At 38.5% G+C, this 17,890-nt stretch carries 13 protein-coding genes; 9 read left to right on the top strand and 4 right to left on the bottom strand.

What is annotated here, in order from left to right:
• Window positions 1-12 precede the first annotated feature (12 nt).
• Window positions 13-822: a cobalt ECF transporter T component CbiQ gene (cbiQ, locus tag METHO_RS02550; protein WP_015323958.1), complete on the top strand. Its 810-nt coding sequence runs from the start codon at window positions 13-15 to the stop codon at window positions 820-822.
• 187 nt (window positions 823-1,009) lie between these two features.
• Here the strand turns inward: cbiQ and mprF are convergent, their stop codons facing one another.
• From mprF to METHO_RS02535, 3 genes are all read right to left on the bottom strand, one after another.
• A complete protein-coding gene (mprF, locus tag METHO_RS02545) occupies window positions 1,010-3,583 on the bottom strand; it encodes a bifunctional lysylphosphatidylglycerol flippase/synthetase MprF (protein ID WP_015323957.1) in 2,574 nt (857 codons plus the stop codon).
• 387 nt (window positions 3,584-3,970) lie between these two features.
• Window positions 3,971-4,342 carry a cupredoxin domain-containing protein gene (locus METHO_RS02540; RefSeq protein WP_015323956.1) on the bottom strand — a complete coding sequence of 124 codons (372 nt, stop codon included), beginning with the start codon at window positions 4,340-4,342 and terminating at the stop codon, window positions 3,971-3,973.
• Window positions 4,343-4,808: 466 nt separating this feature from the next.
• Window positions 4,809-5,099, bottom strand: coding sequence for a hypothetical protein (locus tag METHO_RS02535; protein WP_394296206.1), 291 nt, complete (start codon window positions 5,097-5,099; stop codon window positions 4,809-4,811).
• A gap of 268 nt (window positions 5,100-5,367) precedes the next feature.
• Between METHO_RS02535 and METHO_RS02530 the strand changes: the two genes are divergently transcribed.
• From METHO_RS02530 to METHO_RS02515, 4 genes are all read left to right on the top strand, one after another.
• Entirely contained in the window at window positions 5,368-8,217 is a 2,850-nt protein-coding gene (locus METHO_RS02530) for a cbb3-type cytochrome c oxidase subunit I (RefSeq protein WP_015323954.1), read from the top strand.
• Window positions 8,218-8,222: 5 nt separating this feature from the next.
• Entirely contained in the window at window positions 8,223-8,408 is a 186-nt protein-coding gene (ccoS, locus tag METHO_RS02525; protein WP_015323953.1) for a cbb3-type cytochrome oxidase assembly protein CcoS, read from the top strand.
• Window positions 8,405-9,109: a hypothetical protein gene (locus tag METHO_RS02520; protein ID WP_015323952.1), complete on the top strand. Its 705-nt coding sequence runs from the start codon at window positions 8,405-8,407 to the stop codon at window positions 9,107-9,109. The genes ccoS and METHO_RS02520 overlap by 4 nt, the downstream gene beginning before the upstream one ends.
• Window positions 9,110-9,821: 712 nt before the next feature.
• Entirely contained in the window at window positions 9,822-10,736 is a 915-nt protein-coding gene (locus METHO_RS02515; RefSeq protein ID WP_245546322.1) for a magnesium transporter CorA family protein, read from the top strand.
• Between the two features lie 287 nt (window positions 10,737-11,023).
• Here METHO_RS02515 and mgtA read toward each other — a convergent pair whose 3' ends face one another.
• A complete protein-coding gene (gene mgtA, locus METHO_RS02510; RefSeq protein WP_015323950.1) occupies window positions 11,024-13,543 on the bottom strand; it encodes a magnesium-translocating P-type ATPase in 2,520 nt (839 codons plus the stop codon).
• 213 nt (window positions 13,544-13,756) lie between these two features.
• Between mgtA and METHO_RS02505 the strand changes: the two genes are divergently transcribed.
• The 4 genes from METHO_RS02505 (at window position 13,757) to METHO_RS02490 (ending at window position 17,741) form a co-directional block, all read left to right on the top strand.
• The gene (locus METHO_RS02505; protein WP_015323949.1) at window positions 13,757-14,698 is read left to right on the top strand and encodes a lysylphosphatidylglycerol synthase transmembrane domain-containing protein; all 942 of its coding nucleotides are present in this window, start codon (window positions 13,757-13,759) and stop codon (window positions 14,696-14,698) included.
• Window positions 14,671-15,798, top strand: a complete 1,128-nt coding sequence (locus METHO_RS02500) for a glycosyltransferase family 4 protein (protein WP_083885716.1) — start codon at window positions 14,671-14,673, stop codon at window positions 15,796-15,798. Before METHO_RS02505 ends, METHO_RS02500 begins: the two co-directional genes overlap by 28 nt.
• Window positions 15,773-16,519 carry a polysaccharide deacetylase family protein gene (locus METHO_RS02495; RefSeq protein ID WP_015323947.1) on the top strand — a complete coding sequence of 249 codons (747 nt, stop codon included), beginning with the start codon at window positions 15,773-15,775 and terminating at the stop codon, window positions 16,517-16,519. The genes METHO_RS02500 and METHO_RS02495 overlap by 26 nt, the downstream gene beginning before the upstream one ends.
• Before the next feature lie 145 nt (window positions 16,520-16,664).
• Entirely contained in the window at window positions 16,665-17,741 is a 1,077-nt protein-coding gene (locus METHO_RS02490) for a lysylphosphatidylglycerol synthase transmembrane domain-containing protein (protein ID WP_015323946.1), read from the top strand.
• Window positions 17,742-17,890 lie beyond the last annotated feature (149 nt).

The following is a 17,890-nucleotide window of genomic DNA, read 5'->3' as shown; positions in this document are numbered from 1 at the left end:
GAAGGCAGTTACATGGAGATAACGCTTACAGATATTGAAAAAGAAGCGTATAAAGATAGTCCGGTACATCGCCTTGATGGCCGTGTAAAGCTTCTTGCAGTTATCCTCATAATAATATTCACTGTAAGCCTGCCCAGGGTACATGAAAACAATATGATGCGTTTAGTCTTTGTAGAATCCTACCTTATCATCCTGATGGTTCTGTCAAAGCTGAACCCTGTGTATGTCATCGTCCGCTTCCTTGCAGTGCTGCCCTTCGGGCTGGGGATAATCGTGATCCAGCCTTTTGTGAGACAGCCTTTCTTTGATTCTTTTACGGAATATCCGCTTGATCTGCCACTGGGGCTTACAGCGACATATGAAGGTCTGGCCTTTGGCGTAACACTGCTGGCAAAGTTCATTGTATGTGTAAGTGCCATAATACTGCTTTCTTCCACCACGAAGATGCACGATATCGTGGGAGCCGCAAGACAACTGGGCATTCCAAAGGAAATAGCATTGCTGCTTACCATGATGGTGAGATATCTGTTCTTGTTCTGGAGCGTGCTCAAACGTATCCGTACGGCTCAGAAATGCCGTTTATTCAACTTATGGAATAAAAAGGTCCGCCGTATGTGGATACTGGAACAGATAGGATATACCATCAGTTCTATTTTCATAATGGCCTATGAACAGGGAGAAAGAACATACATAAGTATGCTGTGCAGAGGATATGGACAGAACGGGAACATCCAGACACATAACAGATCTCTGAAGGTGTCAGATATGCTCTTTTCAATTATCACACTTACAATACTGATTGCATCCTATTTTGCCGGATAGGACAAAAATATGGGATAAAAAAGAAAGGTTTTGTAGAAATGCTCATTTTAAAGTATTGTTAACTTGGCTAATAGCTTGAATATCGAGGATTTCTACAGAATCTTATTTTAAATCGCCGATAATGGAGAACTTTTAATCAATTCTAATAACTGCCCCCTGTAATACGATCAGTCTTAAGAATATCGCATCACTTTGAAAATATTTCTTTTGTACCACCTGATATCAAAATTGCGACATCCTTCAAGGCAGACACTTGTTTGAAACCACTGGGAAAAGCTATATATCTGGGTTCCCAAGTTGGATGAAATCTTTCCTTGTATGCCCTTAATCCTTTGAAGTTATAAAGGTATTCACCGTGCTTATAAATTGCTAAACCGATTTTAGTCCATAAAGGCGCAAGGTTTCTGTCTTCCAGGCCTGAAAGGGGTGACATCCCCAGAGAAAAAAACCTATAACCGCTCTCTTTGCCCCATAACATAAGTTTGACGAAAAGATATTCCATTGTTCGATGTGCAATAGCAGGATCATAACGCATTAAGTCAATAGTCATCTCTTCTTTTTCAGCTCCAAGCCATATATTTGCAAAAGAAACTATTTTATCTTCTTTTTTTACTATGGCAAGTGAGTAATTACTCAAATATCTAATATCAAAGAACCCCATTGAAAATTTCTTTTCACTTGTGTTTTTTAGATTTAGCCAAGCATCAGATATTTCCCTAAGTTCTTTTTCATGGGCTGAAACTTGTTCAGGTGGTATGATCTCAAAATTAAAGCCATCTTTTTCCATACGTTTTACGGAATATCGGAAATCTTTTCCGGCACTGCCTTCAAGACTGAATTCAGAAAGTTGAACCCTTGCCTCCTCTCCAATCTTGATTAACGTCAGGCCGATATCTAGGTAGTAAGGAATATACTTCTCGCTGACTTCATAGAACACAGTCCAACCTTGGTGTAGGTTTGCCATTTCATGGAAATCCCAAATTAAATCTTTAATGTTATGAATCTTTCCGATTGGATCACCCATGCAAATCCAGCTTTTTCCGGATATTCCATACATTATAAATGATTCTTTTGCTGCATCGAATATCAAATATTTGTCCTTAAGTAATGCAAGGTTTCCACTTGTAGTCTTACTTTTCCTAATTATTATTCTTGCATTATCAATTTCGTCTTCATCTGGCAGTTTTAGATCCTTACTGGAACTGCCAAGGAGTTTTAATATACCTACAATGAACAACATGAAAATAGATGCTACAGCGGATCTTAAAAATCGAGATGCATGCGAATCAATGCCGAATTGCCATAACATTTCTCTTGAGTAATCTGCATGCCTATGAACAAAAAATCCAAACCATATAAAGCTTAAAACAACAAAAGATATCACAATGATATTATCTCTACTGAAGGTTTGATTAAGCAGAGAAGATTTTCGGTAGAAATATTTTCTTTGAGGCAACAAAGTTAGAAATATGGTAAATAGGATAATTACTCCAATATAATTGGAGCCTTTCAGAATGGAAAATATACTACCTAAAAGTAAGACTATAAGCGACAGCAAATATGCCCCATCTATTCTTTTCCACAAACTTTTTGCAAGAATTAAAAGGAGTACTCCTATGATGCTGCTTAATAGACTTGAAGATTCTATCAAAGGCAATGGAATAATTCTATTTATTAGCCGCATGTTTTCTATTTGAGGTGGAAGAGCTTCAAAGAAAAGGAGAACCATCCCTGCCAAGAATATTAACAATGCAAATATCTGGGGTGTAAAGATAGATATTCTGGAAACGGTATTCTTATGTAGCTTTATTAATAATTTATTTCTTACATTGAGTTCGTTATGCGATAGAAGGAGTAAACCCATAATGAATGGAACAAAATAGTACACAGTTCTAAACACAACAAGAGTGGCAATAACATCGTTAGAATGAAAGAAAGGGGTTAGCATGAAAAGCATAACGGCCTCAAAGACTCCAAGTCCTCCGGGTACTGTACTTATTAAACCGATAATTTGGGATATCATTAAAATCGTAAGCACATAAAAAAAACTAATATGCCCATAATGGGGAAGCAAAAAATAGAATACACATCCTACAAAAATATAATCCAATGATGCGACAAGAAGTTGTAAACTTGCTATTTTGATATTTGGAAAATGCAGATCTGTTTCTTTAACTCTTATTCTTTTTTGCTTGAAACAAAAGAAGAAGTAAGCAAACAAAAGCAACAGCAACAAAGCTCCGATTATCTTGAAAAAAAGTGAAGGTATAGATATTGATTCGGGTAAGTTAAGAGGATGAGAAATAAGTAATATTCCTCCTATAAAAGAAAAACCCATCCAAAAAGTAAGACTACAGAAGGTTACTATTTTTCCAACATCAAAAAGCGTTAAGCCATAAAGAGAGTAAAGTCTGTATCGAATAGATCCACTTGTCAAAAAGTTGAAACCGATACTGTAGCTAATGGAAGTACTTATGAAAGAAGACTTAACTGTTTTTTCAAGAGGGATCCAGTGACCGATGTAATGCATTGCTAAGAGGTCATAACAGATAAGCATAATATAACTTAAAAAGGTAAAAACAAACACAAAAAAAACATCAACTGAAGAAATATGTGAAAAAACACTGTGAATTTCTTCTAAACTAATATGATGTAATTGCTTATGTAGAGTAATTAAAGAAAGCGAGAATATAACAATTGGCAGTAAGTAACTTATTTTCTTTAGTAGATTTATAGCTGGATTGTACTTTTCCTGAACCATATAATTCTCCGTAAACATTAAAAGGCAGTATATCAATTTTGCTGTAAATCCACTCGTACCCTCCATTATCTTCCATACATAAATATCTGTGTCTTAGTCCCTGAAGAAATACTATTCTAACCGATATCACCTGATAAAAAGAGATATTTATTGCAAATATTCTACAATTGGTTTAAGAGTATTTTAAGCAACTCGTCTATTGTGTAGAGGATTCTCCAAAGCCAAAAGTAAAGTGTTAATCGTAATTTTCTTAAATCAAATGTGAGCGAATACTGCAAACACTCTCCCTGGATATCTTCGCATTCTCTGGCTAATTCTAAACAAGCTCCACCAGAGCCGTTGCAATATCAGACCATTTCTTCTCATCTTGTTCCTATGTCTGACTAATTATTCTACAATGACAACTCCTTTCATTGATGGATGAATTGAGCATTCGTAGTCATAAGTTCCAACCTGGGTAAAGGTATGACTGAACGAACCACCATTTTTGAGCACTTCAGATGTGAAATCTGTACTTTTTATGGTATGAGATACTGAATCAAGGTTTGTCCACTTGACCGTATCCCCAACAGAGATTTTAACCGACTTGGGTTCAAAAGCAAAATTCTGAATGGATACTTCAATAACCTTGCCCCCAGTCGTTGAGTTAAATGGAGTTGCAGGTGTCTCGTTAGTCGGAGCCGTAGGCTGCTGTCCAGTGCATCCTATTGCCAGAAATGCACTGATCAGAAGTATGAAAACAATTACTTCTCTTTTCATTATTAACCCCCGATATTTAATACTTCTACTTCTAATTGGAACGTGAGCGGATAAAAGTTTTCATAAATGAATGAACTGTAATTGAGACCATCTAATTAGCTCCAAATAATCCCTATTCCAATTAGACAATATTTTGTTAAAAGAACCTCCCAAATGAATTTATTTCTTGTTTTTGTTCTATTTATAGTTAAACACCGATGGTTTGTAACTTATGAATGCTAAAATCGCATTCATGAGATGGTGATGTTAATACCATAAGTTTCAAACAAATGGTTAATAACTATAATTAACAATGCCTGAAAGAGCACCACCTCAGCGGATGTAGTGGTTCTGTCTCATTCGGACACGTGCTGTTTTCAGTACAAGTTCTAAATGAAGGTACCACTGCCACCGTGGGAAGGATAAGGTCAAAAAAGGAAATGATGAATCAATATAAACTCATACAAAACGAATATCAACACTGAATTCATCTGTCAATAAATGGCAGTTGGTAAGCATCTTCTATCGTCATTATCGGAGAGATTTTTCCCATGTGATGTGTTAGCATCGGAGGGCTTAAGAAGGCAGAAATTGATTTGAAATCATCAGACTCGAGAATAAAGTAGTAGACATGTTCAGTTGTGCATACATACGCACCATGTACAATTATACCCAGTTTCTCCGCCGATTTTCTCATCCCTTCTGCCCATTGTTTACCTTCAACCTGATATTCTTCTCTTGCAAAGCACTGTTCAGGTGTATGCTCAAGGCTAATCATAAATAACACTTTATCACCCCTTATAAAAGGATACAAAAGATACATATATTAAGATTACCCCGCAGCCCAATCTTTGGGTTTGTGGGTGAGATTACCCATAAGTTCACCAAAAAACTGAACTATATTTCGACTTTATATAAAAGTAGCATTTCTACAAAGCCAGATATTCTTTAATAGAAGGACATCCCACTTTTAATGGGGAATTGAGGCTGTGGAGGTTTAATTTCTAAAACCTGCCTAGACAAATTCTTTAATGGAGTTGTATATTGTGGTATATAAAGACGGTATACAGAAAGAAGATGCATTGTCTTCTCAAGATGAAACTAAAGTAAATAGTAATAGAGAAGAAAACATTGCCGACAGGTTTATTGAAGGTGACGATGCTGTTAAATACTGGTTTTTGGGGTCACTGATATGGTTTCCTATATTTGCCACTCTCGGTTTTATACTGGCCGTTAAGTTCTTCCAGCCATATTTTTTAAGTGATGCTGCTTTTCTGACATTTGGACGGATAAGACCTGCCCATGTGAACGGTGTGCTTTTTGGATTCGTTTCTTCAGGTCTGATAGGCGGAATGTTCTGGGCTATCCCACGACTTGTCAATACTCCCATCTATAATGCCAGGTTGGCCAAGCTTTCTGCCGTGTTATGGAACTTTGCCCTCCTGGCAGGAATAATACTGATCTTGTTCTTTGGCGATACCCAAGGCAGGGAATATGCAGAACTTCCCTGGTCTGTAGATGTCCTAATAATGCTGACACTCCTACTGATCCTGTACAACATTCTATCCACTCTTGGCCGAAGGGTCGAGAAAAAACTCTATGTATCAACCTGGTACTACACAGCCACATTCATCTGGTTCCCTATAGTCTATTTCATAGGCAATGTCATGTGGAGACCTCCTTCGGGATCCTTGGAAGGCATAACAGATTCGATATTCAACTGGTACTACGGTCATAATGTCCTGGGACTCTGGTTCACTACGTTGGGAATAGCAACCTGGTACTATGCAGTGCCACGCATGATAAACAGGCCCCTGTACAGCCATCTTCTTTCGGTGATTAGCTTCTTCACCATTGCATTCTTCTATACCGGTGTAGGAGGCCATCATCTGCTGCAAACACCAATACCCGAGTGGGTAAAGACAATTGCAGTAGTTATGAGCATTTTGATGTTAGTGCCTGTTATAACATTCATGGTCAACCTCGGAATGACGCTGCGGGGTTCCTGGGATAACTTCACAAAGGATATCCCATTCAGGTTCGTCGTAACAGGATTCATCTTTTATGTTCTTACTTCTATACAGGGAAGTTTCCAAGGACTGAGGGGAACTAATTCCTTCCTTCACTTCTCCCAGTGGCCGGTCGGACATGCCCATCTGGCAATACTTGGAGGTTTTGGATTCCTGGCAATAGGAATGATGTACTGGCTGATACCAAAAATAACCAGGACCAAAATATACAGTAACAGGCTAATGAGTCTCAGTTGGTGGCTCGCTTTTATCGGCTTCATTCTGTTCTTCAGTGCTATGACAATAGCAGGGCTTGTGGCCAATTCTGCCTGGTACCAGAACATCACAGTTGCCCCTGTTTTAAAACTTCTGCAGTTCTGGTATGTGGCCAGAGCTATGGGCGGTGGAATGGTTGTGTTGGCTGGATATGTATTTGCATACAATACGCTGATGACCTTTGCAAGATCAAAGGAGCCTCATGTTGAAGAAGAGAGATTCCATACATCTCATGAGAAAAGTTCCAGGCCGCATTCAAATATCCAGAGAAGATCTCAGCATGCTATGAGCATGCCTATAATAGTAGTGGGTGGAATGAGCCTTTTCATGCTGATGACCTGGATGGTCGTTGCTATGCCAGCACTTAACCTGGACACTGTGACTCCTTCGGACTTTGCACATCCTTATACAATAGAGGAGGCACACGGTAGGGAGTTGTACAAAGAAATGGGTTGCGTCTATTGCCATTCACAATTCGTAAGACCTCAAGACTGGGCTATCGGAAGGGTTTCCGAACAAGGTGACTATTATTATGATTCCCCCCATTTACTAGGAACAGAGCGTACCGGTCCAGATCTTTCACAGATAGGAGGTATGAGGCCTACAGAATGGCATTATCTTCATGACCGGGATGCAAGGACAACCAGCCCGAGTTCAATTATGCCTCCTTTCGGATTCCTTTCCGATACAGAGCTCGATTCTCTGGTTGCATATGTTCAAAACCTTGGAACATATAATCTTAGTGTGATGGGATTCCATCCTGAAGTACCGTATGAGTATCGGGACAAACAGCAGCCATACACTACTTACATCTCGGCTGTAACGCAAAATTATAGTTTTGATAATCAGACATATACAGGAGACGAAGCTACAGGAGTGGAGTTTGGGTCTATCTTTGAAGATGGTAAGAAAGCCTATACACAACGCTGTCTGGCCTGCCATGGTTGTTCGGGAAATGCCCAGGGACCTTATGCAAGACATGTTGTGACCCAGCCTGCTAATCTCCATGAAAGGATATTAAGCTACATGCCGGAACTAGGTGAATCCTATCATTTCTGGAGAGTGAGTGAAGGTGTACCAGGTACGGCAATGCCAAGCTGGAAGCTGAGTGTCAACGAAACCGAAATATGGAAGATAAATCTTTACGAATTGAGCTTTGCATCGGGCTCAATAAGAACAATAAGTGGTGACATTTCAGATGCTGAGGCTATTGACTTCTCTAACCGGACTAACATCTTACCGCCTATCAATGGAACACATGATCAGTTTGAGATGGGGCAAAATATCTTTAATCTGTATTGCGCCCAGTGCCATGGTGAGAAGGGCCATGGAGATGGTGTTGCATCTATTCTGACTCCAGGAGGATACATTGATCCAGAGCCCGCTAATTTCACAGAATCCGGAGGTGATTTCGAATACTACGGGCAATATGTCTGGAAAGTAAGGGAAGGAGTGGAAACTACGAACATGCCTCCATGGAAGTATTCTCTAAGTGATGATGAGATATATAGGACAATCTTCTATGTCCAAAACTTTTCCGCATCAGATGACTATAATGCCAAGTGGGGACCACTCTATAAGGATAACTTTGCAAGAAACATGAGGAGTTGAAGTGAATGAACGAGTATAATTTAGCGCTGTTCATTACAGCATTTTTATTATTCCTCATTTTTCTTGGTTTTTTGATATGGGGAATCAAAACAGGGCAATTCGTAGATATCGAAGAAGCAAAATACCGGATGATTGAGCTTCCTGGCCAGTTAACGGAAGATAATCTAAATCAGAAAGGTGAGAAAATATGAGCTTCACAATTGAATATGCAGCCTACGTGAATTCTTTTGTATGGCTGACCATCCTGGTCGTGCTATCAAGTTTAATATTGATCTGGCTGAGTGCAAAGAACCAGGACCATTACTCACTGGAAGATGCAAATTCCCATGCAGAAGATTTTGGTGGGGTGATAGCTGAATCTCATGGCCCAGTCACTACTTTTCTTTATGTGATTTATTTTATACTTTTAGTTTGGACCATCGCGTATTTTGCAGCTCATTGGAGTGAATTTGGTAATTCCAGCAACACGTCTAGTAATATGTTTGGTATAAACACTGGCAAATTAATGTCTATTTCTTTTGATTTACAAATAATAGCTGTGTGTCTTATAAATATCGGGTTTTTTTCCTTATTACTAGGCAAGTCAATAAAAGAGAAATTCAAAAAACATGATATAATATCTACATCAGCATATGTGCTGGTAGCATTGTCTGTTCCTTATATGATCTATTTCACAAGAACCCGCATAGTCTCTCAATCAGTTTCTCCTCTGGTTCTAATACATTCCTTGATAGGAATCATGATTTTGATCATGGGATTTATATTTGTGATCAATAGACGAGATTGGAAACTCAAAAGAAATTGGAAAAGGAAATCAAACATGCAGATTCTTTTAATTTTGTGGGTGGTAAATTTTATTATAGGGGCATATATGCACTTGTTCCTTATATGACAACTTTCTCATGGATACATGACTGATACATTTGAGATGAATGGTATTGTTTAAATGGAACCGGACATTCTTAATAAGCCATTTATACATATTTTTACTTTTGATTTTAAACTAATGCCTCCCATCTCTCCGATCTTCAAAAGGCCATCAATAACTAAGGACTAAATTTGTAGACCAATTTACCATTTTAGTTTATATACGGGAACCCAAAATGCCATAGCTCGAACTGATAATACTATTTAAATGAGAGTTAGAAGAAAGACAAGACTTAATGGCAAATTTTGATGCAATTACAATACTACTAAATTAATCATAATAAGGTCTACTACAATATACAGAAGTATCCTTGTCGGGAAAATCATTGGAAATGAAAAAATGGGATTTTTCCACCAGCCTCTATTTGTGTCATCGGCTGAATAAAATTTCCATATGAAAGTGAACACTAACATTACAACTTATTGCTTGTACTCACCTATATCCACAAACCTCATGCTACTCAACTTGCAGATATCAAGTTCACTGCAAGTCTTACATTTAGCAGGAGTCTTATAGCCACTGACAGATTGTTTCTAAAGAAAAGAATATATGTATTGATGTGACTTAATATAAGTGTTAAATTATATAATAACTAATACTATAATACAGAGTAAGACGGAAGTAACTTTCTTCTTTATAATGTAAGGAGACTTTCATGCTTAATATTTACAAGTCAATGGAAAATGAGATAATTAGTCTCGATAAAGTTGAAAAAGGATCATGGATAAATCTTGTAAATCCCACTGAAGATGAAATTACTACTATTTCTGAAAATCTGAAAATTCCTCTTGAACATCTTAAAGCTGCTTTGGATGAAGAGGAACGTGCCAGAATTGAAGTGGACGAAGAGTGTACCGTTGTGTTGATAGATATTCCTGTTGCAAGCAAAGATACATCAAAAAAAGGAATATATTATACAATTCCACTTGGAGTTATAATCAATAATGACAACGTTGTCACTGTCTCCCTTAGAGAAAACTCCGTCATAACAAGATTTTTAGAGAACAAAGTCAAATCATTCCACACCTCCAAAAAAACACGCTTCTTACTACAAATACTATACCGAAGCTCCAGGGATTACCTCCAATATCTTAGAAACATTGACAAAACAAGTGATGTTATCGAGAGCAAGCTGCACAAATCTCTAAAAAATGAAGAATTGATCCAGCTGTTAGAACTTGAAAAAAGCCTTGTTTATTTCTCCACATCATTAAAAGGCAATGAAATAGTACTTGAGAAGATCCATAAAGCCAATCTCATCAAGATGTACCCGGATGATATCGAATTACTTGAAGATGTCATTATCGAAAATAAGCAGGCTATCGAAATGGCTAATATTTATAGTAACATCTTAACTGGAACAATGGATGCTTATGCGTCAGTAATATCTAATAATCTAAATATGGTTATGAAATTTCTAACATCTATTACAATAATTATATCAATTCCAACGATGGTCGCAAGTTTTTTTGGTATGAATGTAGATGTACCCTTTGGAAATAATCCTCATGCTTTTCTAATCATTTTCATGATCTCGACGTGGGTCTCAGTTGTGTTATCTGTGGTTATGTTGAGAAAAAAATTGTTCTAAGAAACTTATATCCCAGCAAATAAGTATTTCCGAAAGTAAATTGATTTGAAGCCCTGTATTATTCACATTTGGCAGTACCATCAAAAAAAGAAAGGGAATATCTCAAACACTTTTAATCAATATCTTCGCATTCTCTGGCTAATTCTAAACAAGCTCCACCAGAGCCGTTGCAATATCAGACCATTTCTTCTCATCTTGTTACCATGTCTAGCTAATTATTCTACGACAACAACTCCTTTCATTGGTAAAAGAGAATATTTGACACTTTGTTTTCACGTTTCTGCCTTTTATTTTACCCTACTGTAAAAGAAACTTTTCATCACTTCTGCTGTTACGATATATAAGAACACAACAATTCCGAGTATAAATATCGTGGAAAAGGATAGTGGTTCAAAATTAAAGAGTCCCGCTAAGGGAGTAATGGGGAACAGCAACGCAGTTACAATCGTCAGAAGTGTGGCAATAGACAGATATTTCCCTGGTTTGCTCTTGAAGAAAGGCTTGCGACTTCTAATGACAAGCACGATCAGTGAGGCGGAAATGACTGACTCTAAAAACCAGCCTGTTCTGAACTGATCTGTCATCCCCGGTAATAACAACAAAAGTACGCCAAAAGTAAGATAATCGAATACCGAACTTACAAACCCAAATGTTAACATGAACTTACGAATGAAAGCAACATCCCAGCGCCGTGGAAATTTTACCATTTCAATATCTACGCTATCAGTAGCAATGGTCATTTCAGGAAGATCGGTTAATAGATTGATGAGAAGGATCTGCTTTGGCAATAAAGGGAGAAAAGGAAGAAAAACGGATATTCCCGCCATGCTAAACATATTCCCGAAATTTGCACTCGTAGCCATGAATACATATTTCAGAGTGTTGGCAAAAGTCACCCGTCCTTCTTTCACACCTTCAACGAGAACACCAAGGTCCTTTTCAAGAAGAACAATATCCGCTGCTTCTTTAGCAACATCAACAGCACTATCCACGGATATTCCAACATCTGCGGCATGGAGTGCAGAAGCGTCATTAATACCGTCACCAATATACCCCACAACATTTCCATTTTTCCGTAGAGCAAGAATGATACGCTCTTTCTGATTAGGATCTACCTCAACAAAGATATTTACACTATTGACCTGCTTGAGAAGAGCTTCATCGCTCATTTGCCGAAGTTCAGTGCCAGTAACAATCTTAGAGCTTGACAATCCAATTTGCTGGCCGACATTACCTGCTACCAGCTTATTATCCCCCGTAATCAACTTCAATTCAACGCCAAGCTGTTCCATGCTCTTAATGGTTTCAGTGATGTTAGGTTTTGGTGGATCAAAAAGGAATATGAATCCCAAAAATGTCATTTCAGCTTCACTGTCTTTACTAATAACTGACTCTGAACCCAAATTCCTATAAGCAAGACCCAGTGTTCGCAGACCCTTATTACTAAATTGTTCAAACTTTTGTTGAAGTTCGCTACGTACCTCCGAGATCTCCACAATGCTGCCATCAACAACTTCAGCCGAGGAACAGACTTCAAGTATGTTCCCAAGTGCACCTTTGGTGACCATATGATGTGTACCGTCCTTTGTGAACAGCACACTCAAACGCTTACGGATAAAATCATATGGCACTTCATCAAGCTTCTGATAGCCAGCAAGGTCGAACTGGCGTGCAGCAATGATAGCCTGATCAATAGGATTATCGAAACCAGTTTGATAATAGGCATTGAGATAAGCATATAAGAGAACCTTGTCACTTTCATGGCCAGCTATATCACAAGCTGAGTGTACTTTTAGTACCCCTGAGGTCAATGTTCCGGTCTTATCGCAACATAACAAATTCATACTACCCAAATTCTCAATGGAGGAAAGTTTTTTGACTATGACCTTCCTGTGCGCCATGCGCTTAGCTCCATGGGACAGATTAACGCTGATGATAGCTGGTAATAATTGTGGAGTCAGCCCCACAGCAAGAGCTAGTGAAAATAGAAAGGAATCCAGAATAGGACGCGCCAGATAAACATTTATTGCAAATATAGATATGACCATTAGAAGGGTAACTTCCATAAGGAAATAGCCAAATCTCATGACACCTTTTTCAAATTCTGTTTCATCCGGCCTTAGTTTCAGTCTTTCGGAAATTTCACCGAACTCCGTTTCCTTGCCAGTGTGCACAACCAGCACATTTGCACTTCCACTGACTACATTCGTTCCCATCCACAGAGAGTTCACACGTTGGCCAAGAGGAGTTCCTGCTTCCAATACCTTTACATCTTTTTCTACTGGAAAAGTTTCACCTGTAAGGGTAGCTTCATTGACAAACAGATCTCTCGATTCCAGTATAAGACAGTCAGCAGGTATTATATCTCCAGCATTTATGACCACAATATCGCCAGGTACTATCCCACCCACTGGCACCTCTGTTTCTTTCCCATCACGGAAAACTGTAGATTTTATTTGTACGGTAGCAACCAATTTCTCAAAAACGTTTGCTGCACCTTTTTCCTGCCAGAAACCCAGAAGACCGCTGATCAGTACAATAATAAAAATGATTAGAGCATCTGCTGGATCATGAAGGAAGAACGACAATCCGGCTGCAAAGAGAAGGATGAGTATAATAGGGCTTCTGAATTGACCAAGCAGGATCGTTAAAGAGTCAGACCTTTTTGAAGGCTTCAATAGGTTGGCACCATAAAGCGACAGGCGCCGCTGAGCTTGCTCACTGGTCAAGCCTTTAGATGTTGCTTCAAGTTTTTGAAGCATCTCTGAAGTCTTAAAACTCCAAAATGGGAGAGTGTGATTGTTCATACTTGAAGAATATTGTAAGATTAACAAAAGGTTATGTTCCCCAACTAATATAATACAATCCCAAGATAACTATAGAGGGCCATACATCAGTGTAGGAGGTTAAGAGCTATTTAAAAACCGTCTGAAATCCCACAATCCAGAGTGATTAGATATAATTACAATAATAAACAAGCGTACTAGATTTACTATTGGCATTTTTGTAAAGAGGACTGGATGAATAACTACAAGAGGATGTTCAAATTCATAATTCTATTACTATTAATTGTACTCATATTCAATTACAGAAATGAACTCCTACCTGAGGCTGCAGTATTATTCCATAATCTAGAAAATGCAAATATAAAAGATGTAATCATTGCACTAGCCCTTTATTTGTTAAGTGTATACATTTTTGCTGAAAGATGGAAAATCGTTCTCAATGCATTGGGATATGATTTAAAAACTACACAGTTATTTCCTGTGATATTCGGTGCTATTCCTATTAACAACCTTACACCCGCGAACAGAGCCGGAGGCGAACCTTTGAGGATGTTCTGGGTCAAAAAGGATTTTGGAGTCAAGTATTCGGATGCTTTTATATCAATACTTTTCGAAAGATCAGTAGAAGCAATACCTGTATTAGTGATGATGATTTATGTAATCTATACCGTACTGCCTTTCATCCAGAACATTCATCCATTGCTCTCAAACATGGCCTATCTAGCAGCTATACCTTTTGTTCTGGTATTCCTGGCATATCTGCTAAGACATAAGATATACAATTACATAGAAGGTTCTAAAAAATATTGCTCCAAACTTAAAACAGTCTTTTACCCAACATTGTTTCTATCCAGTAGTGTATGGGTGCTAGATATCTTCAGGTTTAAGTTCATTACATTATCTTTAGGTTTACAGTTGCCTTTCAAAGTCATTGTACTGATATCTCTTCTCTACATGATATTGGGGTCCATACCCCTTACAACGGGAGGTTTAGGGGTCGTGGAAGGTGGTCTAATAGCGGCACTGAGCTTCTTTGGAATATCCGTGGCTCCAGCCGCGGGAATCGTTGTAATAGAAAGGTTTATTTCTTATATTTTAGCAAGTCTAATTGGTTCTATATTCCTGGTCAAATTTGGAGGTTTTAAACTCTGGAGAAATTCAAGATCGCACTCGTAAGCGATTGGTATTATCCAAAAATAGGAGGTATAGAATATGCAATTGATTCACTTGCCAGGAACTTTGTAGCCCAGGGACATGAAGTGCATATCATAACCAGAAGATATGACCAACTTCAGTCTTTTGCTCCTATAAAAGAAGTTACAGTAATAAGATTGAGGGAAAGAGAACTTACAAAACGTTTTCTGTCTCCCGGAGCCTATAAAGAACTCTACGACATAATAAAAAATGGAGAATATGACATTATCCATGCACATGGATTGGATTCTCCACTTGCGATCTCTTCACTTATGATATCACGCATCATCAATATACCTGCTGTAATAACCAATCACTCCCTCGCAGAAAAAGGGCTCATCCGTATCCCTCTTCACCTGGCAGGTAAGATCTTCCTCAGATACCCGGATGCTATTATAGCTGTGAGTTCTGCTGTGGTAAAAGATACTAGAATTATGTCAAATAAGCCAGTATACTTGATACCCAACGGGATTGACATATTGTCTTCGGATGGAGCCGACATGCCAATTGAACTGGAAAAGAAGGGAAGGATCGTGGTGACCAATGTTTCCAGAATGACAAAGAAAAAAGGAGTGGATTCTATAGTTGAAATTGCGCCTTCACTCATAGAAGCGCATCAAAACCTCCTTTTTATGATGGTTGGCGACGGGCCTTTAAAAGATAAGCTTGAGAAGCAGGTGAAAAAACAGAACATGGAACTGAATTTTATATTTACAGGTGAGGTTTCTAGAAAAACGGTTTTCTATCTTCTTGGCAATTCGGATATCTTTCTCATGCCTTCAAAAGATGAAGCTTTCGGCATTGCTATCTTGGAAGCTTTTGCAAAGATGGTGCCGGTGATAGCAAGAAACAACAGTGGGACTTCGGATATTATTACTCATGAAAAAACAGGTTTTCTTGCAGAGAACAAAGAGGAACTGATAAAATATATAGTAAAACTGATTGATGAACCTGAGCTTAGAACAAAATTATCTGACAATGCTCATGAAGAGCTTAAAAAATATGAATGGCCTGATATAGCCAGAAAGGTAATTAATGTGTATACCCAGGTGATCCATGAAAAGAATTGCTATCACAATTGATGTGGAACAGGATTGTCCACCTTTTCTTGAAACTATGCGTGGAATCGAAGAAGGTCTTCCCAGACTGATGGAACTATTCTGGAACAAAGAGATAAAAACTACGTTTTTCACTACCGGAAAAGTTGCCGAGCTTTATCCTGAAGCCATTGAGCGGATACCTGAAGATGGACATGAACTTGGATGTCATGGTTATGCCCACGAAAGGTTTGACAGAGTGAATAAGGAACAGGCAGGTATTGCAATTGTTAAGGCAAAAGAAATACTTGAGGATCTCGGCCCTTCAATAGTATCATTCAGGGCACCAAATCTCAAATTCCCACAGGAATATGTGGATATACTCCAGGGGAATGGCTTTAAAATAGATTCTTCCATTGCAAAATACAAGCCTCCGTTTCCTGGAAAGCCTTACATGATAGGGGATATTACAAGAATACCTGCATCAATAACCTCTTCCTTCCTGCGCCTCCCACTTCCTATTATTCTCCCTATACTTGATAACATGCATGATCCAGTATTGTTCGTACATCCCTGGGAGTTCGTAGATATGTCTCATAGTCCTATCAGATGGGACTGTAAATTCAACACAGGAAAGTTTGCACTGAAAAGCCTGTCTGCGGTTATAATGCATTTCAAGACTAAAGGGTATAATTTTTTAACGATGAGTGAGATGGCTGCTGAAGATGATAATAGAAACGAAGTAGAAATTGTTTCGCAAGAATAGCAGGAAGTCTAAGCCTGAAACAGCTCTCTGACAAAGTGGCAAAGATGTTCACGCAGATGAGGTTAATTGCCTAAAACGAAAATTGAAGTAAAAAAAGATTAAAATTTGATTTATTTCCTGAATAAACAGAGTCAAGGTAATCAATATGGCCTCCAAAGAAAAAAACGGCAGCCCTATGCAAGATTTATTTCCCCCTCTTACTTTACAAGCTGGCCACTACCTTTTGGAACTGCTGCTATTAGGTCTTGCAGTGCATCTTATCTTACCACAACTTACAGCTTTAGAAAACTCTCTCAAAGTCATCAGTTCAATGAATAGATGGATCTTTATGCTGGCCGTTGTGGCCCAGATAGCCAGCTATCTAGAATACGGTTATCTTCTAAGAGCATGTGTAGCGATCGCACGACAGGAACTTTCCATATTATGGGGAACGTTGATAGCACTAGCCGCTTCCAGTATTGGATTGATAGCCGGAGGCACACTGGGAAACTCAGCAGCCACATATCACTGGACTCGTGCTCTGGGTGTGAATCGGCACGGGGCAGTTCAGGCAGGAACTTTGCCTACAGCATTTAACAATGCAATACTTTTGTTTGTAGCTTTTCTTGGAGTCGCATATCTGTTGATAATGCATGAACTCTCAAAAGCACAAATAATTGCCTTCACCCTGATACTGATATTTATTGGAGCTTTTATTATCATCGTTCTCTGGGGAAATGCCCACCGTGTGCAGCTCATCTCAGTAGTGAGCAAAGTTTCCATCTCATGGGATAATTTGAAAAGAAAAACACATACTTCCACTTCATCCGAGACACTCCAGCGTCTGTTTGATTCGTTGGACAGGTTAAAAGAGGATGGCTGGAAACAACCAGCTCTTGGCTCGGCTTTAAGCATAGGCTTTGACATAATGACACTATACTTGATATTCCTGGCAGCCGGGTACAAAGTTAGCATTGGCATATTACTTGCTGGTTATGGTCTGCCCATTCTTTTTGGAAAGATGGCTTTTTTGATTCCGGGTGGAGTAGGGATAGTAGAAGGGTCGATGGCTGCACTTTATAATGTCATGGGGGTGCCAATTCCTATCACTGTAGTGGTGATATTGATCTACCGCATTGTATCTTTCTGGATACCCAGTATCCTGGGATTCCCAGTGGCCTTCTATCTACAACGGCTGGCACTAAAAATGAAACAAAATGATGAATTGAATGGGAAAGACTAACATCCATTCTATCTGGGATCTTTGGGTTCTGTATAAGACCTATCGAAATCAGTATTATGGATTAGAATTCGAATTATATACTAACATTATGCAACACAATCTGTAATATTCCAAATTTTAAACTTTTTCCATTATCTATAAAAAGTATA

Origin of the sequence: Methanomethylovorans hollandica DSM 15978 (assembly GCF_000328665.1) — an archaeon.
In the GTDB taxonomy this organism is placed as follows: Archaea; Halobacteriota; Methanosarcinia; order Methanosarcinales; family Methanosarcinaceae; genus Methanomethylovorans; species Methanomethylovorans hollandica.
The sequence above is the reverse complement of the archived record's forward strand: the minus strand, read 5'-3'. Positions and strand labels throughout refer to the sequence as shown.